General features: G+C 62.2%; 22 protein-coding genes and 1 pseudogene. 15 read left to right on the forward strand and 8 right to left on the reverse strand.

Annotation, left to right across the window (positions count from 1 at the left end; genetic code table 11):
• Nucleotides 1–582, reverse strand: coding sequence for an NUDIX hydrolase (locus tag I2H38_RS16445; protein WP_196272957.1), 582 nt, complete (start codon nucleotides 580–582; stop codon nucleotides 1–3).
• 169 nt (nucleotides 583–751) lie between these two features.
• Between I2H38_RS16445 and I2H38_RS16450 the strand changes: the two genes are divergently transcribed.
• Both I2H38_RS16450 and I2H38_RS16455 read left to right on the forward strand, forming a co-directional pair.
• Nucleotides 752–1111, forward strand: a complete 360-nt coding sequence (locus I2H38_RS16450; protein ID WP_196272958.1) for an ArsR/SmtB family transcription factor — start codon at nucleotides 752–754, stop codon at nucleotides 1109–1111.
• A complete protein-coding gene (locus I2H38_RS16455; RefSeq protein WP_196272959.1) occupies nucleotides 1104–1643 on the forward strand; it encodes an SRPBCC family protein in 540 nt (179 codons plus the stop codon). Before I2H38_RS16450 ends, I2H38_RS16455 begins: the two co-directional genes overlap by 8 nt.
• Before the next feature lie 167 nt (nucleotides 1644–1810).
• Here the strand turns inward: I2H38_RS16455 and I2H38_RS16460 are convergent, their stop codons facing one another.
• The 5 genes from I2H38_RS16460 to I2H38_RS16480 all read right to left on the reverse strand — a co-directional run bounded on the left by I2H38_RS16460 (nucleotide 1811) and on the right by I2H38_RS16480 (nucleotide 8012).
• Nucleotides 1811–3310: a chromosome partitioning protein ParA gene (locus I2H38_RS16460; RefSeq protein ID WP_196272960.1), complete on the reverse strand. Its 1500-nt coding sequence runs from the start codon at nucleotides 3308–3310 to the stop codon at nucleotides 1811–1813.
• A gap of 103 nt (nucleotides 3311–3413) precedes the next feature.
• The gene (glcF, locus tag I2H38_RS16465; protein ID WP_196272961.1) at nucleotides 3414–4769 is read right to left on the reverse strand and encodes a glycolate oxidase subunit GlcF; all 1356 of its coding nucleotides are present in this window, start codon (nucleotides 4767–4769) and stop codon (nucleotides 3414–3416) included.
• A gap of 9 nt (nucleotides 4770–4778) precedes the next feature.
• Nucleotides 4779–5339 carry a DUF2585 family protein gene (locus I2H38_RS16470; protein WP_407664098.1) on the reverse strand — a complete coding sequence of 187 codons (561 nt, stop codon included), beginning with the start codon at nucleotides 5337–5339 and terminating at the stop codon, nucleotides 4779–4781.
• Between the two features lie 58 nt (nucleotides 5340–5397).
• Nucleotides 5398–6582, reverse strand: a complete 1185-nt coding sequence (locus tag I2H38_RS16475; protein ID WP_196272963.1) for an FAD-binding protein — start codon at nucleotides 6580–6582, stop codon at nucleotides 5398–5400.
• Nucleotides 6579–8012, reverse strand: coding sequence for an FAD-linked oxidase C-terminal domain-containing protein (locus I2H38_RS16480; RefSeq protein WP_196272964.1), 1434 nt, complete (start codon nucleotides 8010–8012; stop codon nucleotides 6579–6581). The genes I2H38_RS16475 and I2H38_RS16480 overlap by 4 nt, the downstream gene beginning before the upstream one ends.
• A gap of 239 nt (nucleotides 8013–8251) precedes the next feature.
• Here I2H38_RS16480 and I2H38_RS16485 point away from each other — a divergent pair, with 239 nt between their 5' ends.
• The 8 genes from I2H38_RS16485 (at nucleotide 8252) to I2H38_RS16520 (ending at nucleotide 14232) form a co-directional block, all read left to right on the forward strand.
• Nucleotides 8252–8650 (forward strand): c-type cytochrome, encoded by a 399-nt coding sequence (locus I2H38_RS16485; protein WP_196272965.1) that lies wholly within the window; start codon nucleotides 8252–8254, stop codon nucleotides 8648–8650.
• A 162-nt stretch (nucleotides 8651–8812) separates the two neighbouring features.
• A complete protein-coding gene (locus tag I2H38_RS16490) occupies nucleotides 8813–9400 on the forward strand; it encodes a calcium-binding protein (protein WP_196272966.1) in 588 nt (195 codons plus the stop codon).
• Between the two features lie 252 nt (nucleotides 9401–9652).
• A complete protein-coding gene (locus tag I2H38_RS16495) occupies nucleotides 9653–10432 on the forward strand; it encodes a (Fe-S)-binding protein (protein ID WP_324617421.1) in 780 nt (259 codons plus the stop codon).
• 10 nt (nucleotides 10433–10442) lie between these two features.
• Nucleotides 10443–11876, forward strand: coding sequence for a LutB/LldF family L-lactate oxidation iron-sulfur protein (locus tag I2H38_RS16500; RefSeq protein WP_196272967.1), 1434 nt, complete (start codon nucleotides 10443–10445; stop codon nucleotides 11874–11876).
• Nucleotides 11873–12544 (forward strand): LutC/YkgG family protein, encoded by a 672-nt coding sequence (locus I2H38_RS16505; RefSeq protein ID WP_196272968.1) that lies wholly within the window; start codon nucleotides 11873–11875, stop codon nucleotides 12542–12544. The genes I2H38_RS16500 and I2H38_RS16505 overlap by 4 nt, the downstream gene beginning before the upstream one ends.
• A 118-nt stretch (nucleotides 12545–12662) precedes the next feature.
• Entirely contained in the window at nucleotides 12663–12920 is a 258-nt protein-coding gene (locus tag I2H38_RS16510; RefSeq protein WP_196272969.1) for a (2Fe-2S)-binding protein, read from the forward strand.
• A 170-nt stretch (nucleotides 12921–13090) separates the two neighbouring features.
• Nucleotides 13091–13582: a bacterioferritin gene (gene bfr, locus I2H38_RS16515; RefSeq protein WP_196272970.1), complete on the forward strand. Its 492-nt coding sequence runs from the start codon at nucleotides 13091–13093 to the stop codon at nucleotides 13580–13582.
• Between the two features lie 116 nt (nucleotides 13583–13698).
• Nucleotides 13699–14232, forward strand: coding sequence for a DUF3828 domain-containing protein (locus I2H38_RS16520; RefSeq protein ID WP_196272971.1), 534 nt, complete (start codon nucleotides 13699–13701; stop codon nucleotides 14230–14232).
• A gap of 115 nt (nucleotides 14233–14347) precedes the next feature.
• Here I2H38_RS16520 and I2H38_RS16525 read toward each other — a convergent pair whose 3' ends face one another.
• Both I2H38_RS16525 and I2H38_RS16530 read right to left on the reverse strand, forming a co-directional pair.
• The gene (locus I2H38_RS16525) at nucleotides 14348–17071 is read right to left on the reverse strand and encodes a bifunctional acetate--CoA ligase family protein/GNAT family N-acetyltransferase (protein ID WP_196272972.1); all 2724 of its coding nucleotides are present in this window, start codon (nucleotides 17069–17071) and stop codon (nucleotides 14348–14350) included.
• Nucleotides 17072–17169: 98 nt separating this feature from the next.
• The gene (locus tag I2H38_RS16530) at nucleotides 17170–19875 is read right to left on the reverse strand and encodes a PAS domain-containing sensor histidine kinase (protein WP_196272973.1); all 2706 of its coding nucleotides are present in this window, start codon (nucleotides 19873–19875) and stop codon (nucleotides 17170–17172) included.
• Between the two features lie 195 nt (nucleotides 19876–20070).
• On the opposite strand from I2H38_RS16530, the pseudogene I2H38_RS16535 reads away from it, so the two are divergent.
• The 5 genes and pseudogenes from I2H38_RS16535 to I2H38_RS16555 form a co-directional block, all read left to right on the forward strand.
• Nucleotides 20071–20433: pseudogene (locus I2H38_RS16535) on the forward strand (phasin); the annotation flags it as partial.
• Nucleotides 20434–20484: 51 nt separating this feature from the next.
• The gene (locus I2H38_RS16540) at nucleotides 20485–20955 is read left to right on the forward strand and encodes a phasin family protein (protein ID WP_196272975.1); all 471 of its coding nucleotides are present in this window, start codon (nucleotides 20485–20487) and stop codon (nucleotides 20953–20955) included.
• Between the two features lie 43 nt (nucleotides 20956–20998).
• On the forward strand, nucleotides 20999–21463 hold the full coding sequence (locus I2H38_RS16545; protein ID WP_196272976.1) for an NUDIX hydrolase: 465 nt from the start codon (nucleotides 20999–21001) through the stop codon (nucleotides 21461–21463).
• A 311-nt stretch (nucleotides 21464–21774) separates the two neighbouring features.
• Complete coding sequence (locus I2H38_RS16550) at nucleotides 21775–22482, forward strand: outer membrane protein (protein WP_196272977.1); 708 nt, start codon at nucleotides 21775–21777, stop codon at nucleotides 22480–22482.
• Between the two features lie 368 nt (nucleotides 22483–22850).
• A complete protein-coding gene (locus I2H38_RS16555; RefSeq protein ID WP_196272978.1) occupies nucleotides 22851–25358 on the forward strand; it encodes a sensor domain-containing protein in 2508 nt (835 codons plus the stop codon).
• The last annotated feature ends 202 nt before the right edge of the window (nucleotides 25359–25560 follow it).

Below are 25560 nucleotides of genomic sequence, written 5' to 3' on the forward strand. Positions count from 1 at the left end.
TCACCCGCCGATCAGCCCGGCCTGGCGCAGATTGCGCAGCACGCACGGCGCGATTTCCCCCAGCGCCGTCAGGTCATGCCAAGCGGCGCCCTCCACTTCCGCGAAGTCGGGCCGCAGGCTTTCGCCCGCCTCGGCACGGACGACGTAGCGGATGTCATGATGCCAATGCTCCGGCTCGTCCCGCTCGGGGCTGGCGGGAATGAGGTGGCTGTCGATGTCGATGGGAAGGCCAGAGATCTCGTGCCAGGGATCGACAGCAAGGGTCGATAACCCGGTTTCCTCGACGGCCTCGCGCAACGCCGAGACCGCGAGTTCCTCAGGCGCTTCGTAATGGCCGCCCGGCTGCAGCCAGCGCCCGAGGGAACGGTGGCGGATCAGCAATGTCTGTCGCCCTTCCCCATCGAGGACAATGGCGGACGTGGTGATGTGGCCGGGAAAGGTCCGCCGGAGGTGGATGTCGTCGGCGCCTGCGATCTGGCCGCGCAGCACCGCGTGCCGTTCCGTCGGGACGTCAAAGGCCCGTGCATGACCATCGAGGACGGCCAGGACCTGATGCCGGAATGCGGCTGGGTCGAAACTCATGACAGGCGGCCCCCTCGGCTCTTCACATCAGAATCGGGACAAATTACCGCGCTGCCCGTCCCCTGTCGCGAACCGGAAAAATCGTTGCACAGCTTCCGGCGAGCACTCGGGGGATCAGTTGCTAAACTAATTGGTTGAATATCTATCGGACACTGCTATATTCAACCACATGGTTCAACATCAGACTCATCACCTCGACGCCGTATTCCACGCCCTCGCCGACCCGACCCGGCGGCACATGCTGCGCCGTCTCGCGGAGGGCGAGCAAAGCGTTGGCGAACTGGCTGCGCCGTTCCAGATGTCCTTCGCCGGGGCATCGAAACATGTGCGCACGCTTGAAAATGCCGGGCTGGTCCGCCGGACCGTCCGGGGACGAACCCACATCTGTCGCCTCGAGCCCGCACCGCTCGAAGCGGCCGATGAGTGGCTGCGCTTCTACGAGCGCTTCTGGGGCGAACGGCTCGACGCGTTGGAGCGCGAGCTGAAAAAGCCCGAAACGACGACCCCATCAGGAGGATGCGATGATTGACTACGGCACTGTCACCGAGCCCGGCACGATCCGCTTCGAGCGTGTGCTTCCCGGGCCGATCGAGCGGGTCTGGGCCTATCTCACGGATTCGGACAAGCGCGGGAAATGGCTCGCGTCTGGACCGATGGAACTCCGCGTCGGCGGCCCGGTCGCACTCCGCTTCCACAACACCGATTTGTCGCCGACGCCGGAAGTCGTCCCCGACAAGTACAAGAAGTTCGAGGACGAGGTGAATTTGACGGGCCGGGTCACTCGCTGCGAGCCGCCTCGGCTCCTCAGCCACAGCTGGGGTGGGGAGACTGAGGAAGCCTCGGAGGTCACCTTCGAGCTGACCCCGCGCGGCGATCAGGTTCTGCTGGTGCTGACCCATCGTCGGCTCGGCGACCGGGGGGCCATGCTCAACGTCGCGGGCGGCTGGCACACCCATCTCGGCATTCTCGCCGACTGCTTGAACGGCAAGGTTCCGCAGCCCTTCTGGGCGACGTTTGCGACGATGGAAGGCGAATACGACAAGCGCCTCGCGCGGGGCTGATGCCGTCGGCGTGAGGGACCTTCCCCTATGTCATCACCAGGCTTGTCCCGGTGATCTCGATGGGCGAGGCGCTCATCCGATCGAGATGGCCGGAGCAAGCCCGGCCATGACAGGAGTGAGGGGGCAGGAAACGAAAGCCCCGCCGATGGCGGGGCTTTGGAGATTGCTCACTCGGCGTCCGAGGATTTCAGCGGCCGGACATTCGTTTCGACCTCGTCCTCGTCGAAGAGGGTTGGATCCTCTTCCTGGGTGTCGAGGCGGGTCTTCTTGCGCAGGGACACATATTTCTTCTGGATCTTCACGCGGCTTTCGCGGGAAATCTCCAGAGCGCCCTGCACGAGGGAGCGCTCGGCGCGCTCGTTCTGAAGCTCTTCGGTGAGACGGCGATTGGCGGATTCCAGCGTGTTGCGCTCCTGTTCGAAGCGCTTGGTGACCTGATCGATACGCTCGGAAAGGCTCGCCACCTTGTTGTCGGAGCTTTCGATCTGGAAGTCCTTGGCCGCGATGGCCTTGTTGAGCATCTCGACGCGTTCCTGCAACTCGATGCGGGAGCGCTGCAGCTCGTTGACCATGGCGACCTGACGCTCGACCTCCTGCTGGGTAGCCTCGAACCGCCGATCGATGGTGTTCTTCTCGATGGTGGTCTCTTTCAGGCTGCGCTCGACGCCGCGAAGCGCCTCGTTCTTGTCGCGCAGCTGATCGCGGGTATGGGCCAGGATCTTATCGGTCGCGGCGAGGCGCGAGTTGAGCCCCTCGATCTTCATGTCGAGCGCCGACAGGTCCGTCTGGTGGGCCGAGCGTTCGGAATCGAGCTGGGTCTCGAGGCGCTGACGCGTCACCTGCTCGGACATCAGCTTGCTCTCAAGCTCGGAAGCCCGCTGGCGGGTGGATTCGAGCTGGGTTTCCAGCTCGCCATAGCGGTTCGTCAGGCTCGACAGGCGGTAATTCTGCTCTTCAGCCACCTTCTGCAGGCGCTTGACCTCGTGATCGAGAAGGCCGTTGCGCTCGCGGGTCTCGATCAGTTCGCGCTCCGCACGGGCGACCGTCTGGTCGGCTTCCTGGGCTTCGAGGCGAAGCGCCTGGTTTTCTTCCGTGATGTTGCGGGCGCGCTCGGTCTCGATGCTGAGTTGATTCTCAAGGTCGCCGACGATCGCTTCCTTGTCCTTCACGTTCAGCCGCAGGTCCTCGATGGCCGATTCCTGGTCACGGACCTTTGTCTCGGCCTTCCGAAGCTGGGACACGGTGGCGGACAGATCGTCCGTCATCCGGGCCTGCGCAGTGGTCAGGTCGCCGAGTTCCCGGCGCAGGGCGATGGTGGTCTCGGTCTCCTGCTTCAGCACCGCCTCGGTTTCGAGGAGGCGCGACTGGATCTGCGGATAGCTGCGGATCAGATCGTAAACCGGCTCGCTGAGCAGCGTGAAATCGTCCTTCAGGCTGCGGATTTCTTCCAGCCGGTCGATCAGGTTCGCGAAGCGGACCCGGATCAGCTCATTCTTCTGCCCGATGGAATCGAGTGCCCCGTTCGGGCGTACGGCGATGGGCTCGTCCTTGGCGGCGGGAGCTTGAGCGGGCTGGAGCGCGATATTCTGCTCCAACGGAAGGCTCGGGCCAGCCTCCTCCGCCTTTTTGCCGAAACGGTTTCTGAAAGACGTCCAACCGGAAGACATGGTGCCGCCCCCTTACGCATGAAATTGTCGCACTTTGGGCTTCTTTTAGCCCAGAGCGGCCAAGGTTGGAAACAGAATTTCGTGCACCCCCAATGTCACAAACTCATTCAGCCGCGATGGTTGGCACCGCAGAGCGGTTGGCTTGGATGCCCGCCTCCTCCAGCACCTCCGGCATGGGCCCCCCGGTCGCCCAGTCGAGGAGCTCGACCGTGTGGACGATGGGAATTCCCGTCCCTTTCCCGATCTGGGTCATGCAGCCGATATTGCCGGTGGCGATGAGATCGGGTTTCGTCCGCTCGATATTGGCCACTTTCCGCGCCCGCAGCTGCGCAGCGATCTCGGGCTGGAGCAGGTTGTAGGTTCCGGCCGACCCGCAGCAGATATGCCCTTCCGGAACGTCCTTGACGGTAAAGCCCGCCTGTTTGAGGAGGGCCTTCGGCTCCGTGCGGATCTGCTGCCCATGCTGCATGGAGCAGGCGGAATGATAGGCGACCACGAGATCGAGTTGCCGCACCGGCTCCATCAGGGTCAGGCTCGTCACATATTCCGTGATGTCCTTGGCGAGGCTCGAGACCCGGGCCGCCTTTTCGGCATAGGCCGGGTCCTCGCGGAACATGAAGCCGTAATCCTTGATCGTGGTGCCACAGCCCGACGCCGTGACGATGATGGCATCCAACCCCTCCCCGTCCATCTCCGCAATCCAGGCGTCGATGTTGCGCTTGGCGAAGATGTGGCCCTGCTCTTCCCGGCCCATGTGATGGACCAGCGCGCCGCAGCACCCCTCCCCCTTCGCCTGGATGACATCGACGCCGTGCCGGTTGAGAAGCCGGATCGCGGCCTCGTTGAATCCGGGTTTGAGCACCGGCTGGGCGCAGCCGGACAGGATCGCGACGCGGCCCCGCCGCGTTGTCTCCGTCTTGAACTCACCCGGCGCATCGAAAGGCGAGCGGGCGGGAATGCGCGACGGCGCGAGATCGACCATGGCTTCGAGCCGCTGCCCGAAGAGCGGCAGCTTTCCGATCAGCCCCTTCATCGGCCTTGCCAGCATGGCGGCCCCGATGGCGAGGCGGAACCGGCCCGGATAGGGCAAAACCTGCGCCAGGAGAGACCGCAGGAGCCTGTCATGCCAGGGGCGCTTATAGGTCTCTTCGATATAGGCGCGCGCATGGTCGACGAGGTGCATGTAATGCACGCCGGACGGGCAAGTGGTCATGCAGGACAGGCAGGAGAGGCAGCGGTCGATGTGCTTGACCACCTCCGGCGTGGCGGGCTTTCCGCCCTCCAGCATGTCCTTGATGAGGTAGATGCGCCCGCGCGGTGAATCGAGTTCGTCGCCGAGCAGCAGATAGGTCGGGCAGGTCGCCGTGCAGAAGCCGCAATGAACGCAGGTCCGGAGGATCTTCTCCGAACTCGCCATCGCCGGGTCCTGCAATCGGTCGGGAGTGAAATTGGTCTGCATGGTTACAACTCAGCTCCCCGCCTGCCATTGGTTGATGGCCTCGACCGGGTGGATCAGCATGATGACGTTGAGGGTGAGATTGTCGCGGATCCAGTACCCGACAATCAGCTCCATTGCGAGCGCGGCGACAACAGTCAACCCAACCGGCCAGATGCGCGCCAAAAAGAAGCCCACCGACATCATCAGAATGTCGGACATCGAATTGAGGACGCTGTCGCCGTAATAGTCGAGCGCGATGGTCGTGGCGCGATAGCGCTCGATGATCGTGCTGCTGTTCTCGGCGATCTCCCACGCGCATTCGACGCCAAGCGCCAGCAGGAACGCGACGCCGAGCGGCAGCGGCTTTCCCCTCAACAATCCGATGAGCCAGGCTCCCATGTAGAACAGGAAACCGTGGATGACGTGGGAGAACGAATACCAATCCGTGAGGTGCTGCGAATTGCCTGAATCGTTCACGACTCCATGCCACAGTTCGACCGCGCCGCATTTGCAGATCGGGGTGCGGCCCATGGCCAACAGGATGGCGGCTGTGACGGCGACAACGGCGATGGCGAGCCCTGCATGGAGCACGGGCCGGTTCGGCTTCGATTTCGCGTGGTCTGACGCGAGGGCGACGGATCCACTCACTCTAAACTCCTGCATACATCCGGCCGGGATTGAGAATTCCCGCTGGATCGAAAGAGGCCTTGATGCCGCGTGTGAGTTGCATCACCGCTTCGGATTGCGGCTCGAACACATCGAGGGCGGACCTGATTTCTGATGGCGCGGAGATCAGCGTCGCATGGCCGCCGAAAGCCTTGGTCGCCTCGCGGATTGCAGTGACACCCAGATCGCCGGCCATAGGCGTCGTAATCCAGAGCAATCCACCGCCCCAATCGTAGAACCACTGTGCATCCACCGCCCGACCGACATGGCTCGCGAAATCGGGGCCCTTTGTCGGGGCTGTCGAAATACGCCAGACCGACCGGCCGGCATGATCCTGCAGCACGGTCGCGTCCTTCACGGATTGCCAAAGCGCCTCCGCTCCCCGGCCTTCGAGAATGTCGCCGGTGCCGAAGCGTTTGAGCAGGCGGCGCAGTTCGCCGAGGCGGTAATCGACCGAGACCGAAAAGCCTTCAAGGCGGATCAGGGTGCGCGCACCCAGGGTGTCGGGCGCGGGCAGATGCGCTGCGCCGGTCACGTCGTAGGGCGAGCCGAGAGCCTGTGACAGCGCCTCGATGGCGCGCTTGTCGTCAAGGCCACGCAGCAGGAGCGTCGACATGCGCTCGTGCTTCGGCAGCACCTTGAAGGTCACTTCCGTCAGAAAGCCCAGCGTTCCCCAGGAGCCCGCCATAAGCTTGACGAGATCGAGGCCGGTGACATTCTTCATCACCCGCCCGCCCGACTTCACGACCTCGCCCTGCCCGTTGGCGAAGCGCACACCGATCAGGCTGTCGCGAGCCGCTCCCGCCATGATGCGGCGCGGCCCGGAAATATTCATCGCCGCCACCGCACCGATGGTGGGCTCGCCCTTGGTTCCCAGAAGCGGGCGGTAATCCATCGGCTCGAAGGGCAATTCTTGGCCCTTGTCTGCGAGCGTCCGCACGACCTCGGAGACAGGAGTTCCACTCAGCGCGGAGATCACCAATTCGGCGGGCTCATAGAGCGTGACGCCGCTCAATTCGCGTGAGGAAATACCGCTTTGCGCATCGACCGGCCGTCCCATGGCCGCCTTGGTGTCCCGGCCGGAGACACGGAGTTTCGCTCGTTTGGCTGCAGCCTCGCGGATGATGGCCGATGCGTCTTGCTCGTCGCGGGGAATATGAAGCGTCACGCGGCGAGCCTCCCTTCGAGGGGAAACACCTTGGCCGGATTGAGCAGCCATTGCGGATCGAACACACCGTGCACGCGCATTTGCTGCGCGAGATCTGTGGCGGTGAACTGATAGGTCATCAAATCTCGCTTCTCGATGCCGACGCCGTGCTCGCCGGTCAGGCAGCCGCCGACCTCGACGCAGAGCTTCAGGATTGCTTCGCCCACGGCTTCCGCCTTCTCCATCTCACCGGGTTTATTGGTGTCGAACATCACCAGCGGATGGAGGTTGCCGTCGCCCGCATGGAACACATTGGCAACCCCAAGCCCATAGGATTTCGCGATCTCGTCGATGCGCCGAAGGACATAAGGCAATTGCCCGGTCGGGATCGTGCCGTCCATGCAGATATAGTCGGCAACCCGGCCGGTCGCACCGAAGGCCGATTTGCGGCCCTTCCAGATCGCCGCGCTCTCGGCCTCCGATTGCGAGACCTTGATGGTTTTCGGGCGGAAGGGCTCGGCGATGGCGACGATGCGCCGGAGCATGTCGTCGATCTCCGCGTCAGAACCCTCGACCTCCACGATCAGCATGGCCTCCACATCGAGCGGATAACCTGCATGGGCGAAAGCCTCGCAAATCTGGATGGCCGGGCGGTCCATGTATTCGAGCGCCACGGGGATGATGCCTGCAGCGATGATGGCGGCGGTGCACGCGCCAGCATCCTCTACCCGCTCGAACCCGAAGAGCGCCGGGCGCGCGCCTTCCGCCGCGCGCAGAATGCGCACCACGGCCTCCGTCACGACGCCGAGCTGCCCCTCCGACCCGGTGATGAGGCCCAGAAAATCATAACCGCCGCTATCCAGATGCTCCCCGCCGAACGTCACCACGGTGCCGTCGAGGAGAACCATCGTCACGCCAAGCAGATTGTTGGTGGTGACTCCGTATTTCAGGCAATGGGCCCCGCCGGAATTCATGGCGATGTTGCCCGCAATCGTGCAGGCGAGCTGACTCGACGGATCGGGGGCGTAGAAGAACCCCTCATAGGCAACCGCCTGGCTGATGCCGAGATTGGTGATGCCCGCCTCGACCCGGGCGGTGCGGTTGGCAAAATCGACGTCGAGCACCCGGTTCATCTTGGCGATGCCGAGCACGATGGCGTCCTCCTGCGGGATCGCGCCGCCAGAGAGCGAGGTCCCGGCCCCGCGCGGCACCACCTTCACCCCGTTTTCCTGGCAGAACCGCATCACGGCGGAAACCTCCGCCGTCGAAGAAGGCAACACCACGGCCAGCGGTATCTGGCGATAGGCGGTCAAACCGTCCGTCTCGAAGGCCCGACGCTCATCCTCCGACGAAATCAGGGCCTCCGGCGCCACAAGCCTTGCAAGGCCCGCCAGGATCTCGTTTCTGCGAGACAGGATGGCCCCGTCGGGCTTCGGAAATGCAATCGACATGGCGCCTCTCCTGAAGGCGGAATCGCGTGACAATCGTCATCGCCTCCACCCGGTGTTCTTGTTGACGCAAGACCCTTGCAGGAACAGGGTTCCGCGGTTCCGGATCGTGCATTTCGCGGTTTATGGGCTATTTTATCCCCATGGCCGACTCTATCCCAAGGTAGCTGCTCTTCCGCAACTTTTCCAATAAGGTGGAACCCCTCTAAGATGGCGTGGTCATCCAAGAATAGGAGTTTTTGATGCGTTTGCCCGTTCTCCCCGCCGCCCTGGTCCTTGCAACCACCCTTGCAGGATTCAGTGCAGCCCAGGCTCAGGATGCCGCCGCCGGCGAGAAGGTCTTCACGCAATGCAAGGCCTGCCACCAGATCGGCGAGGGCGCGAAAAACGCCGTCGGACCCGTGCTGAACGGCGTCATCGGCCGCCCGGCGGGCACTTATGAGGGCTACAACTACTCCCCGGCCAACAAGAACTCCCACCTGACCTGGGACGAGACGACCTTCCGGGACTACATCAAGGACCCGCGCGCCAAGGTTCCCGGAACGAAAATGGTCTATGCCGGCGTCAAGGATGACAAGAAAGTCGACGACCTTTTGGCGTATCTGAAGCAGTTCGACGCCACGGGCAAAAAGGCCCAGTAAATCCCGCGCCATCGCGCATGGGATAGCCGCGATCCGCTCCAAGAAAACTCTAAGCCGTATCCTTGTCGTTCATTCAAGCTACGTTATAATGCAACATCACCAGTATTCTAAGCTGGAGTTATCAGCAACAGTTTGGTCATCAAGGTGGTGATTGTTATGAAGATGAACGACTACACTTATACGAAATACGGGCTCAGCTATCACGCGGATTGGCAGAGCAACCCCCATTTCCACTATTCTGGCGACAGCCGCCGCGATCGGATCGTCGGGGACGATACTGATAACCTCATCCAGGGCAAAAACGGCAACGACCACCTTATTGGTGGCGCGGGTAACGACGAACTCAATGGCGGAGCAGGACGCGATGTTCTGACGGGCGGCGCCGGAGCCGATGCGTTCATTTTCGACAGCAAGCTCGGCCGCAACAACGTCGACCGGATTACCGATTTCAACTCAAAGGAAGGCGATGTCATCGCCCTCTCGAGCCATATATTCAAAGGCCTGCCCTCTGAGAGCACGGGGGGCTTCACTCAGCTCAAGCCAAGCCATCCGGACGTTTTCCGCGCCGCTCTGGAGAAACATTTCCGTGTGGGCGACAAGGCGCTCGATGCCGACGACCACATTATCTACAATCAAGCTTCGGGTGCTCTCTACTACGACAGCGATGGGAACGGAGCCGGTGCCGCTGTGAAATTCGCACAGCTGAAACCGGGCACGGCTCTCCATTATTGGGATCTCATTGTCCTTTAGAGCAGTTCGGACGACCAAACCATCCAAGCCGTCGCGGCCTTCGGCAGCGGCGGCCTTTTCATGTCCCGCACTCTCCACGGAGTCTCTCGTGTCCGATCATGTCTCCTCGAAACATGATCGCGCCCTAAGCTTTTGATGCGGCATGATTTTATCAGAACGCCGGATTCCACTTTTCTGAATCATGCTCTAGTCTTGACCAACTCCCGTCTTGGATGATGTTGGTAGCATCCGTCCCGGAAAAGGTTTTCAGCGGTGAAGCAAGAACGCAAACCCCATATCGGCCTTTTCGTCACCTGCCTCGTCGACCTGATGCGCCCTTCCATCGGCTTCGCGGCGGTGAAACTGCTGGAGGATGCCGGTTGCAGTGTGGACGTGCCGGCGCAGACCTGCTGCGGCCAGCCTGCCTATAATTCGGGCGACCGGGGCACGACGCGGGACATCGCGGAGCAGGTCATGGCGGCGTTCGAACACTACGACTACGTGGTCGCGCCCTCCGGCTCCTGCGCTGGGATGATCAAGGCCCATTATCCGGAGCTCTTCGCGGACGATCCGAACCTGCTGCCGAAGGCCGAGGCCCTTGCGGACAAGACCTACGAGCTGACCAGCTTCCTTGTCGACGTGCTCGGCATTTCAAAGGTCGATGCGGCTTTCAGCGGCACAGTGACCTATCACGATTCATGCTCGGGCCTGCGCGAGCTTGGCGTCAAGACCCAGCCACGCAAGCTGCTCTCCAGCGTCGAGGGCCTGACGCTCGTCGAGATGAACGAAAGCGATGTCTGCTGCGGTTTCGGGGGCACCTTCGCCGTGAAATACAGCGACATTTCCGGCGCCATCGTCGGCGCAAAAGCCAGGAACATCGAGGAAGCCCACACCCGCACCCTGCTCGCGGGCGATCTCGGCTGTCTCATGAACATGGCGGGCAAGCTCTCCCGCGACGGCAAGACCATCGAAGTCCGTCACGTCGCGGAGATCCTCGCCGGGATGACGGACGAGCCTCCGATTGGCGCGCCGACAGCCAAGCCTGCGAAGTGAGAGCAAGGCCATGATCGTTCACACCACCTCACCCCAGTTCAAGCGGAATGCCGCGCGGGCGCTGGCCGACACGCAATTGCAGAAAGCCCTCGGCAACGTGAAGCAGGGCTTCATCGACAAGCGTCGAAAGGCAGCCGAGAAGCTGCCCGAATTCGAGGGCTTGCGGGATTCCGCGCGCGACATCAAGAACCACACGCTCGAACATCTCGACCTCTATCTCGAAGCCTATGAGGCCAAGGTGAAAGCATCCGGCGGGCATGTGCATTTCGCCCGCAACGCGGACGACGCCCGCGACATCATCCTCTCCATCTGCCGCGAGGCGGGTGCGAAGACGGTGACCAAGGGCAAGTCGATGATCGCCGAGGAAATCGAGATCAACGGCCACCTTCAGGCAAACGGCATCACGCCGGTTGAAACCGATCTCGGCGAGTACATCATCCAACTCCGCAACGAATTGCCGAGCCACATCATCGCGCCCGCCGTCCACCTCAACGCGACCCAGGTCGAACAGGATTTCCGACGCGTTCACAAGGACCTCGACCCGAAGCGCGACCTGTCGCAGCCGGTGCAGCTTTTGACAGAGGCCCGCGCGGTCTTGCGCGAGCGCTTCTTCGCTGCCGATGTCGGCATCACGGGCGCGAATTTTCTCGTGGCGGAAACCGGCACCTCCATCATCGTCACCAATGAGGGCAATGGCGATCTCACGCAGGTTCTGCCGAAGACGCATATCGTTCTGGCATCAATCGAAAAGCTCGTGCCGACGCTGGAAGATGCGAGCCAAATCCTGCGTGTGCTCGCCCGCTCCGCGACGGGCCAGGAAATGTCGGTCTACACCACCTTCTCCACCGGCCCGCGCCGCGCAAGCGATGCGGACGGGCCCGAGAATTATCACGTGGTGCTGCTCGATAACGGGCGCTCGGCCATGCTCGGCTCGGATTTCGAGGAGATGCTGCGCTGCATCCGCTGCGGCGCGTGCATGAACCATTGCCCAGTCTATCATGCAGTCGGCGGCCACGCTTATGGCTGGGTTTATCCCGGCCCGATGGGCGCGGTGTTGACCCCTTCGTTGATCGGCGTGGACAAGGCGGGTCACCTGCCCAACGCGACCACTTTCTGCGGCCGCTGCGAGAGTGTGTGCCCGGTGCGCATTCCGCTGCCGAAACTCATGCGCCATTGGCGCGAGCGCGAATTCGAGCGGCATCTGACGCCCGCGACCTTCCGCTCCGGGCTTGCTTTCTGGGGCTTCTTCGCCAAGCGCCCGGCTCTTTATCGGCTCGTGACGCGCGCCGCCATGGGCGCGCTCGGTTTCGCAGGCCGCCATCGCGGCCGTTTCAAATGGCTGCCGCTCGCCAAGGGCTGGACGAAGTATCGCGACTTCCCTGCGCCGCAGGGCGAAACGTTTCAGGCGCGCTGGAAACGCGAGCGTAAAGGAAAAGCCGCATGAGCGCCCGCGACGACGTTCTCGCCAATATCCGCCGCTCGCTCGGCGTCAAGGGAACCGAGACCATCAGGCGAAACATCGTGGCTGAGAGGCTGGAGCATGCGCCGAAGGGGCTCATCCCCGCGCGCGGCCAAGTTTCCGGCGAGGAGCGCCTTGCCCTGTTCAAGACGCAGGCCGAGGCAGCGCTCGCCACGGTGACGGAAGTGGCCTCCTCGGCCGATGTCCCGTTATCGATCGCCCTGTTCCTGCGCAGTCACAACCTGCCCGCCAGCCTCCGCATGGGCGACGATCTCCGCCTCAAGGCCATGCCCTGGACCGAGACCGCGCTCGACATCTCGCACGGACCGAGCGAAGGCCACGACCTCAATGCGGTCAGCCACGCTTTCGGTGGCGTGGCCGAGACAGGCTCTCTGGTGCTGGTCTCCGGACCGGAAAATCCCTCGACCCTCAACTTCCTGCCCGACAACCACATCATCGTCGTGGCGGCGAAGGACATTGCTGGCGATTACGAATCCGTGTGGAACCGGGTGCGATTCACTTTCGGCAAAGGCGGCATGCCGCGCACGGTGAACTGGATCACCGGCCCTTCGCGCTCGGGTGATATTGAGCAGACCATGCTTCTCGGCGCGCATGGGCCGAGGCGATTGCACGTCGTCGTGGTGAGCGAGTAACAACCGCGCAGGCCGCGACAACCGGGCGCGGCTTGCCATCATGGCGAACGACGCGTTTTACTTCTATGTAAGTCATTGAGAGAACAATAGTTTTTAAGAATTCCAAACTGGAATCTCAATGATCGTCTGCTCCTGCAACATTCTTTCCGACGGCGACGTGAAAGCCTGCCTCAAACCGGGACAGGACTGCCCGCGCACGCCGGCGCAGGTCTATCGCTGTTTGGGTTGCAGCCCCGATTGCGGGCGCTGCGTCCGGACCATCCGCGCGATCATGGACAAGGCTTTGGCCGAGGCCGGAGCCGAACCGCTCGCCGCATGCCGACGCGGATGCTGCCCCGCGAAGCTGGAACAGGCTGCGGCTGAGCCCACTCTTTGAATGATCGCTTGATCATGTTTCCCTGGAACATGATCAGATCCTAGCCTTTTGATGCCCCCTGATTTTATCGGAAGGCCGGATTCCACTTTTCTGAATCATGCTCTAATTCATAACTCTTCCGAGGTTTTCGCGGTCGGCGTGTTCCGGCACAGTTTCGACGAGAGGCGAGGATGAAGGGCGATCCGAAGGTAATCGAGTATCTCAATCGCGGCCTGCGCAGCGAATTGACCGCAGTGAACCAATATTGGCTGCACTTCCGGATCCTCGACAATTGGGGCTACAAGGATCTGGCCAAGGCGTGGCGCAAGGAATCCATCGAGGAGATGAACCACGCGGATCGCTTCATCGAGCGCATTCTCTTTCTCGACGGCTTCGCCAATCTACAAGTGCTCGACCCCTTACGCATCGGCCAGAACGTTCAGGAAATTCTGGAATGCGACCTCGCCGCCGAGTATGACGCGCGCAATCTTTACGGCGAGGCGGCAGAGTATTGTGACGGTGTCGGCGACCGCGTGTCGAAAATCCTGTTCGAGGATTTGATGAAGGACGAGGAAGGCCATATCGATTTCCTCGAAACCCAGCTCAACCTCGTCGAGCAACTCGGAATCGAACTCTACGCGCAAAAGCACGTCGGCGGCCTGATGAGCGACGAAGGCCACTAGAGTTTCTGAATCTTACGCGGTCTTGGATGTATTCGCGATGCAATGGCAGCATGCACACTTGCTTTCGCGGGCATGCTCGCTAGCATCGCTCTCGATCCAACATCGAAGAGACAGCCATGATCCGTGCCGTATGTAAGATCGTATCGCGAAAGAATTATCACCTGCTCGCGACAGCCATCGTCTTCCTGTTCGGCGCACTATGGTCGCCGTCTTACGCCGCGGATACGGGCGCGAAACAGTTTCTCGAGTCGATTTATAAGGCGTATGTCGGTACCGATGCCGATGCCATCGACTGGCGCGGATCGAAGACGCAGCAATATTTCGACGCCAGCCTGACGAAGCTTATCTTGCAGGATCTGCGGGAATCCGGAGGCGAAGTTGGGCGGATCGATTTCGACCCTTTCGTCTACGCCCAGGATTTCGACATCAAGGACCTCGACATCACGGTTGTGCCCAAGGGGGCGCAGCGGGCCGCTGGAATCGTGTCATTCACGAACGTGAGTTCTCCGACGAAGGTCACTTACGATCTCGCCAAAACCTCAAAGGGCTGGCGCATCGCGAATGTCTCCTGGGAAGGAGCGGAGGCCGGTGCCGGGAACATTCGCACTCTCCTGTCGCGGCCTCTGACGTCAAGCGCGCAGGCCGATTGAACCGGGTCTGACATCGCAGTCCCAGAGTTTGATCATGTCCCGTTGAAGCATGATCAAACTCTCAGTTCCGCATGATCCTGACGAACAAACGGTTTCGACTTGTCCTGATCATGCTCTAAGGCGGAACGAGCTCAGTCTCTCGCATAGATGCGATCGGCAGCGTCACGAGGCGCAGCTCCGCATCATGCGGATCGGCATGGATGGCGAAACCGAGGTTTCGGCACATGTCGAGCATGGTCGCGTTCTCGCGCAGCACCTGTCCCTCGACCTCGTGCAAACCCTCGACCTTCGCCCATTCGATCATAAGCCGCATCAGTTCCCAGCCGAGACCGATGCCTTTCAGATCAGAGCGCAGAAGGATGCCATATTCGCCGGTCTCGTGGTTTGCGTCAGCATGGATGCGGACCGCGCCCATCATCTCGCCGGTGTCGCTATCGAAGGCGACGAAGGCGATGGCGCGCGCGTAGTCGAGCTGTGTCAAACGCGCGAGGAAGGGGTGGCTGAAATCGCGCACCGGCGCGAAGAAGCGCAAGCGCAAATCTTCGGGGGTGACATGCTCGAAGAAGCGGCGAAACTCCTCCTCGTCCTCCGGCCGGACAGGACGCACGAAAGCGGTGCGTCCACTGCGCATCGTGATCGTACGCTCCCACTCCTTGGGGTATGGCCGCACCGCAAAGCGCGGATGCCCCCTGCCCTTTCGCGCCTCTGGTGCGGGCAGAACGGCCACGCGGGCGTCGATGACGATGACGCCGTCATGATCCGCGAGCAGCGGATTGATGTCGAGTTCATGCACCTCGGGGCAATCGGCCGAGAGCTGCGCCAGCTTCACCAGCACGAGCGCGATGGCTTGCGTGTCGGCGGCCGGAACGTCGCGATAGGACTTCAGGATACGCGACACGCGTGTGCGTGAGATCAGATCGTTCGCGAGTTTGAGATCGAGCGGCGGAAGCGCCAGCGCCTTGTCGTTGATGACCTCCACCGCCGTGCCGCCGCGACCGAAGAGAACCACTGGCCCGAAGGATGGATCATCCGCGAGGCCGACGATCAATTCACGCGCGTTCGGCCGCCGGATCATCGGCTGAATCGTGACTCCTGTGACCGACGCATCGGGCCTGAGCCGCGCAGCGCGCGCGAGAATGTCGGTTGCGGCATTCCGCACCGCGTCCTCCGTCGCGAGATCGAGCTTCACCCCGCCGATATCGGATTTGTGCACGATATCGGGCGAGAGGATTTTGACCGCGACCGTTCCGCCTGCTGCAAGCATCGGGCGTGCTGCCTCGGCCGCCTCGTCGGCGGTCTTGGCCAGAACCACTGCGGCGACGGGAATATCGTAAGCGCGCAGCAGCGCGTTGACCTCCAGCGGGTCGAGCCATTCCCTGCCCCGCGCCAAAACGCCTTCGATGATCCGCTGGGCGGCTGCGGTGTCGGGCGCGAAATCATGCGGCAGGCTGTCCGGCGTTTCCATGAGTTCGCTCTGCGCCTCGCGGTAGCGCACAAGCTGCAGGAAGCCGCGCACCGCATCCGCTTCGGTGGAATAATGCGGAATCTGCGCCTCCTCGAACACGCGCAAGGAATCCGGGTCTTCGCCGATCCAGGCGGCGAAGACAGGCTTTTGTCGCAAGCCTTTCTGGCGCTCGCGTTTCACCACACCAGCCACGGCGGCGGCTGCCTCTGGGGCACCTGTCACGGCGGTCGGCACGTTGAGGATGAGGATAGCGTCGTTCTCTGGATCGGCGATCAACGCTTCCAATGCGCCTTTATAGCGAGCGGGATCCGCGTCACCCACAATATCGACCGGGTTCGCATGAGACCAAGTGGGCGGCAGGATCGCGTCGAGCTTGGCCCGCGTGGCGTCCGAGATAGAAGCCAGCGTTCCGCCGAGATCGATCAGGCGATCGACCGCGAGAACGCCGACACCGCCGCCATTGGTGAGAATGGCGAGGCGGTTGCCTGGAAAAGGCTTCTGTCGCCCCAGCGTCTCGGCGGCGGCAAAGAGCTGATCGAGATCGAGCACGCGCAGCAACCCGGCGCGGCGGAACGCGGCGTCGTACACTGCATCGGACCCCGCCATCGCACCCGTATGGGTCGCGGCCGCTTTCGCCCCTTGTGCGTGGCGGCCGGCCTTGATCACCACGACAGGCTTGGTGCGTGCGGCGGCGCGGGCGGCCGACATGAATTTCTGCGCGTTATCGACGGATTCGATGTAGAGCAGGATCGCGCGGGTCGCGAGATCGGCGGAAAAGAAATCCATGCAGTCGCTGAAATCGACATCCACCTTGTCGCCAAGAGAGACGATGGCGGAAAACCCTACCTGACGCTGCGCGGCCCATTCGACGAGACCTGCCGCGACCGCGCCCGATTGCGAGACGAGCGCCAGATCGCCGGGTGCCGCGCCTCGTGCCGCGAAGCTTGCATTGAGCCGCGCACGCGGCGCGATGACGCCGATGCAATTGGGACCCACGAGACGCAGGCCGTAACGCCGAGCGGCGAGCCTGACCTTCTCGGCTTCGGAATTCTTCCCGTAGCCGAGCCCGGCAGTCGCGATGATCGCGGCTGCTACCCCTTTCTTCCCGGCTTCCTCGATCACCTCGAGAACGTTTCGGGGCGGCACCGCGACGATGATCAGGTCGGGGGGCTCAGGCAGCTTGCCGATGGACGCGTAACAGCGCTTTCCCTCGATCTGGCGGTGATGCGGATTGACGGGATAGAGCGCGCCTTCAAAGCCGCCCTCCATCAGGTTCTTCAGAAAGGTCAGGCCGAGCGAGCCCGGACGCGGGCTCGCGCCGACGACAGCGACGGAGTGGGGCGCAAAAAGCTTGTCGAGGCGATAGGTGGACATGGCAATCCCTCGTCTCGTGCGACTGACTTCGACTCAGGAAGCGTAGCGCCAATCTCGCCGGGATCAATCACCCGTCGACAGAAGACCAGCGTCCGATGTCACTCGGCCAGAACCCGTGTCGGCGGGAAGATCACTTCGACGAGCGTGCCATCGTTCGGGTGGCTCGAAATCTGCAAGGCGCCCCGGTTGGATTCAACGAGCGCTTTGGTCAGCGGCAGACCGAGACCCGTGCCGCCACGCTTGCGCGATGTGGCAAGCTGACGGAACGGTTCGAGGGCCGCCTCGATCTCATCCTCCGTCATGCCGATGCCGGTGTCGCGCACGCGGAACGCCATTTCGCCCCTGTCGGTCAGCGCGGTCGAGACGATGACCTGCCCGCCCGCATCCGTAAACTTGATCGCATTCGAAACGACGTTGAGCACGATCTGGCGCATGGAGCGCTCGTCCGCCACCACCGGCGGCAGCTTCACGGCGAAGCTTGTGCGCATGACGATGCGGTCGCGCGCCGCCTGCGGCTGAAGCAAGGCGACGCAGGACGAGACGAGATCATTGAGATTGACGCTCGTGAAGGTCAGTTCCAGCCGCCCGGCTTCAATCTTGGCGAGATCGAGCAGATCGTTCACCAAGCTGATGACATGCGCGCCGGAGGCGTGAACGTCCTTCAGATATTCCTTGTAGCGCTCATTGCCGATAGCGCCGAAACGCTCCTCCAGCATGACCTCGGCAAAGCCGATGATGGCGTTCAGCGGCGTGCGGATCTCGTGGCTGATCTTGGCCAGAAGATCGGATTTCTGGGCGCTGGCTTCCTCCGCCGCGCGCTTGGCGCCGACGAGTTCGCCCTCCGCCTTCTTGAACGGCGTGATGTCACGCAAGACGGCGCAGAATTTCCGGTCCGGCCCGTCGTTGACGTGGCCCATGGTCATGAAGAGCGGGATCGTGCCACCCTGGCGCACACGGCCGAAGACCTCGCGGCCATCGTTGAGCAGGCTCGCAACTCCCGGCGAGCGCAGGCCCTCGAGGTAGTCGAGCGCCACGATGTGGCTTTCCGGCGCGAGTAGAACCGTGATGGCCTTGCCCACCACTTCGCGCTGATCGTAACCGAACAGCGCCTCCGCCGAGCGGTTGAGGGAGAGGATGCGTCCGGTCTCATCGAACACGATGACGCCATCGGTCGCCGTATCGAGGATCGATTCCAGCTCGTGTACACGACTCTGGCGCTGATGCAGGTCCAGCTCGGCGGCGCGCAAGCGCTGCGCGGAATCCGCGTCCGGCACCTTGCGGATCAACATGAGACTTGCCGGCTCGCCATCCCACTCGGCTACAGCGAGGCGTACATCGACGGCAATGTTTTCGTTGTGCCGGTTGGTGAGCGCAAATGGCGAGCCGTTCTCATCCGAGCCCTGCAGAACGGGGCTGCCACGAAACAGGCGCACGAGACCGCCCTCCTCCATGACCTGGCCGATATGGTCATAGCCGGTCAGTTCGAGCAGGAAGCGGTTGGCGAAGAGAACGCGTTCGCCGCGATGGACGAGGATGCCGATGGGCAGACGATCGAGCACCTTGTCGCCGTTGAAGACCGGAGCGGGGGCCGGAGCGGCAATCTCGACAGCGATGGGTGTCGGGGCGGGTGTCTCTGCTTTCTCTTCAACCGCTGGCCCCTCTTCGACCGGAGGAGCCTCAGGCTCCGCACGCGCGCCGAGAGCCCGCGCGATCTCGCGGAAGGCGTTGCGCTCCGCATTGGACAAACCCGATTGAGAAAGACTCGGTGCGGGAGTACTCGCAGGTCGTTCGACGACAACCGTCGGCTCGCTCGGGATCTGCTCTCTCTCAACGGGTTCCGGCTCGGCGGGTTTCGCACCCGAGAGGGCCTCGGCCACCCGGTCGCGCAGATGCGCGAACCAGTTTTCCTCATCGGCAACGGCGGCGTCAGAGATCGCCTCGTCCTCCGCCTCTGCCTCCGCGAAAGGTTCGCCGGGGTTTACCGGGGCCAGCTGTTCCGGCTCGCGGGCAGCGTCCATCCGCAAAAGGCCGAAGCCCCGAAAACCGATAAGCTCACGGCCTTCGCCGAAGATCGGCATGCCGGCCCAGTCGACCGGTACCTGTTGGAATGAATTATCGATGCTCCAAAAGATGGGGCGCCCGCTCCAGGTTTCGCGGCGCGCGAACAGGGAAGCGATGGCTCCCTCCGGATCTTGGACCACGGACCGGGTGACCTCACCCCAGGTCCGCCCGATGACATCGGCCGCCATAGGCCCGACCGCCTCCGCGAGGTTCGGCGACACGTGTATAAAGCGCGCATCGGCATCCGCCTGCCAGACGACCCGGATCGTGTCCGCAGGTTTGGTCTCAGGGAGCGGCGGCTCGCTGGCCTCCGCGACGGGGGCCGCCTCAGCGGCTCGCGCGGGGCGGGAGCGAGGCATGATCTTGGGAACGGGGCCGACGATCGCGGTCACCAGAACGGTCTGCCCGGTCGGAAGTTCGGCCAAGCGGCAGGCGCAGGTGATCGGCAGCCAGGCGCGGGTCGGGTCGAGCCGGAGGCGCTCCAGCCGCATCCCTTGTTTTGGCGCGAGACCTTCCGCCAGCGCCTTCAGGCGGTCCAGAGCCCGCAGATCAGGAAGGACACGACCGGCCTCGTCGGCGAATATTTCGCGAAGCCCCTCGGCCGGGGGCGAGACCCAGAGCAGTCTTTCGATGGCGAGATCCCACACGAGCACGCCGGTCCCAGGCTTCGCCATGCTGGCCATGCCCGAGTCCGCGGACAGCCGCGCGATCATCGCTTCATAGGGGTTCGGAGCATCCGTCATGAACGGCTTCGACCTTAAAACTGCTTGCAAGGCACCTCTTACAACGCTTCTACCTTAATATCCGCGATCTCGACCATGTGGCAAACCTCTCAAGCCGCTTTACTTTGTGGTAACCTTAATCTTGAGGTCTTGAATTGATTTTGCAGTGCACAATGTGATATTGCACTGCACAATGCCCTCACAAAGGAGTGATCGATGGCAACGAACCAGACCCCCGGTTACGAAATTCCAGCCGAAATGCGCGATTTTGCTGAAAAGAGCGTCGAGCAGGCCCGCAAGGCCGTCGACGGCTTCCTGGGCGCCGCCCAGAAGACCGTCGATACATTCGAAGGCTCGGCGAACACGGTCCAGGCCAGCACCAAGGACGTGACCCGCAAGACCTTCACCTATGCCGAGCAGAACATCTCCGCCGCGTTCGACCTGGCGCAGAAGATGGTCCGCGCGAAGGACGTGCAGGAGGCCATGCAATACCAGGCCGAATTCGTTCGCTCGCAATTCGAAGCGATGCAAACTCAGATGAAAGAGTTCGGCGCCCTGGCTCAGGCGGCGGTGAAGCAGCCCGGCTCCAAGAAGTAAGCCCCGACCCCGACGCTTCGCGAGGAGAGATGCATGGCCGACGCTAAGAAGGCAGGAGCCAAGACCAGTACCAAGAGTGTGCAAAAGTCGAAGACCGTTCCGAAGCCGCCCGTGACCGTCGAGAAGACGGAAACGGTCATCGCGGCCGAGGCGGTCGGGCAGCCTCCTGTCGCGCCTATCGAGGCCGTTCAGCCCTCCTCAACACCGCAGGACACGAGCGACGCCCTGCGCCAGAGCGTGAGCGAAGCGGCGCGTGGGGCTCTCGAGGTCAACGACAAGATCCTCGACGCCCTGCAGGCCCAGAGCGACGCGGCTCTCGACCTATGGCGCAGCACGCTTCGCGCTCATCACTTCTCGGACGCGATCCTGGCGCAAACGAGCAGCACCCGCGAAGCCTATGAGAACGCGTCCGCTCATTGGAAGGATATCGCCGAGACGACCGCGCGGTGGTTCCACAAAAGCCTCGAACCGCTTCAATCGGCCCTGCACCGTCAGGACCGCTGAAGGCCGCCTATCGGAAACAGGCTTCTTGCGATAAGGCTTGGCCATGTTCGGCCAAGCCTCCGTACCCGTCCAAGCCTCCCTCCCCGTTCCCGCCGTCATCGCCGTGATCGTTCACGAGGGCCAGACGCTGCTTGTGCGACGCGCCAATCCGCCCGATGCGGGCTTGTGGGGTTTCCCGGGCGGCAAGATCGAATACGGCGAGACCGTCGAGGAAGCCGCTTTGCGCGAGCTTTTCGAGGAGACGGCCGTCGAAGCGGATGCGCAAGGTGTCATCACCACGCTCGACATTCTGGACCGCTCTGACGATGGTGCGTTGCGCCAGCATTTCATTCTCATCGCCGTGCGGTGCCGATGGCTTTCCGGTCAACCCGAGGCCGGAGACGATGCGCTGGAAGCGCGCTGGTTTCCCATCGCGGACCTTCATCCCGGCCGACGCGACATGAGTGCGGATGTGGACGTGATCGCCCGGCACGCGCAGCACCTCGCATTGAACGATCCCAAGCCCTGACCCGCGAGCGAGACTGACATGAAATCTCGGAACGAAAAGACCCTGCTTTTTGAGCAGGGCCAAGTTTCGGTTGTCTCTCGCCCTTGCTCTGGAGGCCAAAGTGAGGACCTGATCTCGACATATGAGCAGCTTTCAGGTCAACCGAGCGGCATCTTTATTGGTTTATGAAAAGTAAACATTCATAAATTATCAATCATATATCCATCACGTTATAGCAATCATATTGCATCACTTGCTCCGCTTTTCTAAATACAATCGGGACAGGCACTTGAAGCCTTGGGCTATTAAGTCCTTAAGAACGGAAAATAGTTATGCGTATCTCTCTTCTCGGACTGCTCGCTGGAACCGCAGCTCTCGCCGTCGCAGCTTCGACCGCACAGGCGGCCGATCTCCCCTCGCGCCGCAGCCCTGCGCCGATCTACAACGCGATGCCGGCGTTCACCTGGACGGGTTTCTATGTCGGCGCCAACGCCGGCTACGGCTGGAGCACGGGCACGAGCCGCTACTATGATCCGGCCTTCGGTTATGTCGGCAGCAACAGCAACGGCGGCTTCGTCGGCGGCGGTCAGATCGGCTACAACTACCAGCTCGGCATGTTCGTGATCGGCGCCGAGACCGACATCCAGTATGCGGCAGTCGGCAACAAGGGCGCTTCCTACGGCACCACCTACTATCGCGGCAACTCGGACGGCTACTATGGCACGATCCGCGCCCGCCTCGGCGTCGCTTTCGACCGCGCCCTCGTATTCGGCACCGGTGGCTACGCCTACGGCGATGTCGGCGGCAACAATGCCTATGACACGGTGCTCGGCTATCACCGCGGCAACAACACCAATGGCGGCTGGACCCTCGGCGGTGGCGTCGAATACGCGGTCACCGACAACATTACCGCGAAGGTCGAAGGTTCGTACGTGAACCTCGATACCCGCAGCAACTATGTCATCGACACGTCGCGCGTCACTCGCCGCGACTCCGAGTTCGGTGTCGTCCGTGCAGGCGTGAACTACAAGTTCAACTAACAACAACATTGTTGCATCAAATATGAAAGGCCCGGTGGCAACACCGGGCCTTTTTTCATGCACCGCGAGGCTCACGATAAGACGCCACCGGCGACCGCTCGAAGTTGTGACGAAGGGGGGGACCACATTTGTTCACCGACTACCCTCTATCTTCCCATACGGCATGCTCTATTTCTTAGAGTATGCCATCGATTCGAAAGGATCTGTTGGCGATGACGCCGTTCCGTCAGTAACATCGACAATTGCCGTGGGAGCAGCAGTGCGTATTTCCCGCCCAACCTGGTCGCCCCCAACTCTTCGCCTCTTCCGGGAAGAAGCCCCTCCGATCCATCGCTCGCCCAGACAGCGGGCCCCGGATGGAGGCGATCTTGCACGCTCGTAACGAGGTCGGCCCGTCCGACAGCGATGAGCTGCATAAGCTTTCGCGTCATCTCTGGGCCTTTCTGGAAGGGACGACTGATTGCGTCGTCTTCCTCGACCGACAGTGGCGTTTCACTTTTCTGAACAACCGGGCTGCCAGCGAGCTTCGCGGCGGGTTCGATCTGATCGGGAAAAATCTCTGGGAGGCCTTGCCGGAGGTCGTGGATTCACCGTTCTGGGAGCACTGCCAACGCGCCGTGACAGAACGTACGACGGAGTTCTTCGAGATCTACTACGCGCCGCTATCGACCCGGTACGAGGTGCACGCGGTCCCGGTCGAAGATGGCCTGACGATCTTCTTTCGTAATTTCAATGAACGCTTCGCGGCTGCTGAAGCGATCCGCGAACGGGAACGTCATCTCGCGACCGTCTTCGGTCAGACGATGGTCGGCATTATCCACCGGGACATGAACGACCGCGTGCTGATGGTCAATCAACGCTTCTGCGATCTCGTGGGCCGGACCAGGGAGGAGTTGGACGGGCTCCCGATCGGGAGTTCGATCCACCCCGACGATGCCGTGTGGAACATCCCGCTGTTTCGGGAAAACGCCGCGAAGGGCGAACCTTTCCAGGTCGAAAAGCGTTACGTGCGTCCCGACGGTTCCGTGATCTGGTGCGCGGTCAACGTGTCTTTCGTGCGCGACGAGGCCGGCACCGTTGTTTCCATGGTGACGGTTGCCGAAGACATCAATGATCGCAAGGTGGCGGAGGCAAAGGTCCGCGAAAGCGAGCGCCAGCTTGCAACACTCATCGATAACCTGCCCGGTTTGGTCTATCGATGCGAGGTCGCACCGCCTTGGCGGTTCAGTATCATGAGCGTAGGTGCGGAGCCGACCACCGGGTACCAAGCAACAGACTTCACCGAGCGAGGACTGCGTTGGATGGACATTGTTCATCCCGACGATCTCGACAATCTTGAGAAGGCTGTTGCCGATGCCGTCGAGCAACAACGCCCCTTTGCGGAAACATACCGAATCGTCACGCGATCCGGTGATATACGGTGGGTCATGGAGCGGGGCCAATGCGTCTATAGCTCCTCAGGGACCCCCAGGTTCCTCGAAGGCACCGTCAACGACGTGACGAATCAAAGGCATGCAGAAGAACGACTGCGTTGGGTCGCGCATCATGACTCTCTGACGCTTGTCCCGAACCGGGTTCTCTTCCTCGAACGCCTGGAGCAGATCATCACGCGGTCTCGAAACAGCGGCCAAAAAGTTGGCCTGCTTCTTCTCGACCTCGATCATCTGAAGGAAGTCAACGACTCGCTCGGGCACGATGGCGGCGACGCCCTTCTGCGAACGGTGGCGGAGCGATTGAGCGGCTCGATCCGCAGCATAGACACCATCGCGCGCAACGGGGGCGACGAATTCGGCATTATCCTGCCCGATCTCGCGGACGCCTCGGACATCGAAACAATTATCCGGCCGATCCTCGACCGGCTTCACCAACCATTCTCCTTTGGTGGTCGCGTCATCGACTGCCGCGCGAGCATCGGGGCGACTCTCTGGCCGGACCATGCGCAGGACGTGGATGACCTTCTGAAACAGGCCGACCTCGCCCTCTACTCCGCGAAAGCGGCAGGCCGCGGCAAGCTGATGGTCTTCGAGCCCTCAATGCGCGCCAAGGCACAACATCGGGTGCGGATGCGCAGCGACGCGCGCGAAGCCGTCGATGCCAGTCGCATCGAACCGTTCTACCAGCCCAAGGTGCGGCTCGGTTCAGGCAAGCTCGCTGGCTTCGAGGCCTTGCTGCGATGGCGCAACCCACGCGGTGGCCTGGAGCCGCCCGGAGCCATCGAGGCGGCCTTCGACGATCCTCACCTCGCCGTGGAAATCGGCCAACAAATGCAGGAACTCGTATTCCGCGACATGCGCCAATGGCTCGACGCCGGCCTCGAAATCGGTCACGTCGCGATCAATGCAGCCGCCGCCGAGTTTCGTGGAAACGATTTCGCCGAACAATTGCTGGAGCGCCTGCGCGCAGCCGACATTCCTACGCGCCATCTGATCCTGGAAGTGACCGAAACCGTATTCCTCGGCCGTGGTGCGGAGCATGTCGAGCGCGCGCTCCGGACCCTCGATGCGGAAGGGGTCAGAATCGCGCTCGATGATTTCGGTACCGGCTACGCATCGCTCTCGCATCTCAAACAATTCCCGGTCGCCATCATGAAGATCGACCGCTCCTTCGTTCGCGATCTCGCCAGCAACCCGGACGATACCGCCATCCTCCAAGCGATTCTGCAGTTGGGCCGGAGCCTGGGGATCACGACGATCGCGGAAGGAATCGAGACCGATATCCAAGCCGATTATCTGCGGATGCAGGGCTGCGATCTCGGCCAGGGGTATCTCTTCGGCGAGGCCGCTCCGAAGGACCGCATTCCCGCCATCGTATCGTCATGGACGGCGCGTCATCGTCGAGGCCCCGGCGAGCCGTTTACCCTCCCGCCTCCTCGCTGAACCGGCATCGGCCCGCACGACCCAACGCCTTTGTCCGCCGGTCGCCGGTCGCCGGTCGCCGGTCGCCCGATGATGTAATGATGTTTTAGTTTTTCGAGCGTTTATTGTGAGGCAGCCCGGAAGAAGCTGCCAGCTCGACACGCGTTGCCGCGCTACGAGCACACTTTCATTAAATGGTGGATTGAATGACTGGAAATGTTCG

The sequence above is a fragment of the Microvirga alba genome, assembly GCF_015694465.1.
In the GTDB taxonomy this organism is placed as follows: domain Bacteria; phylum Pseudomonadota; class Alphaproteobacteria; order Rhizobiales; family Beijerinckiaceae; genus Microvirga; species Microvirga alba.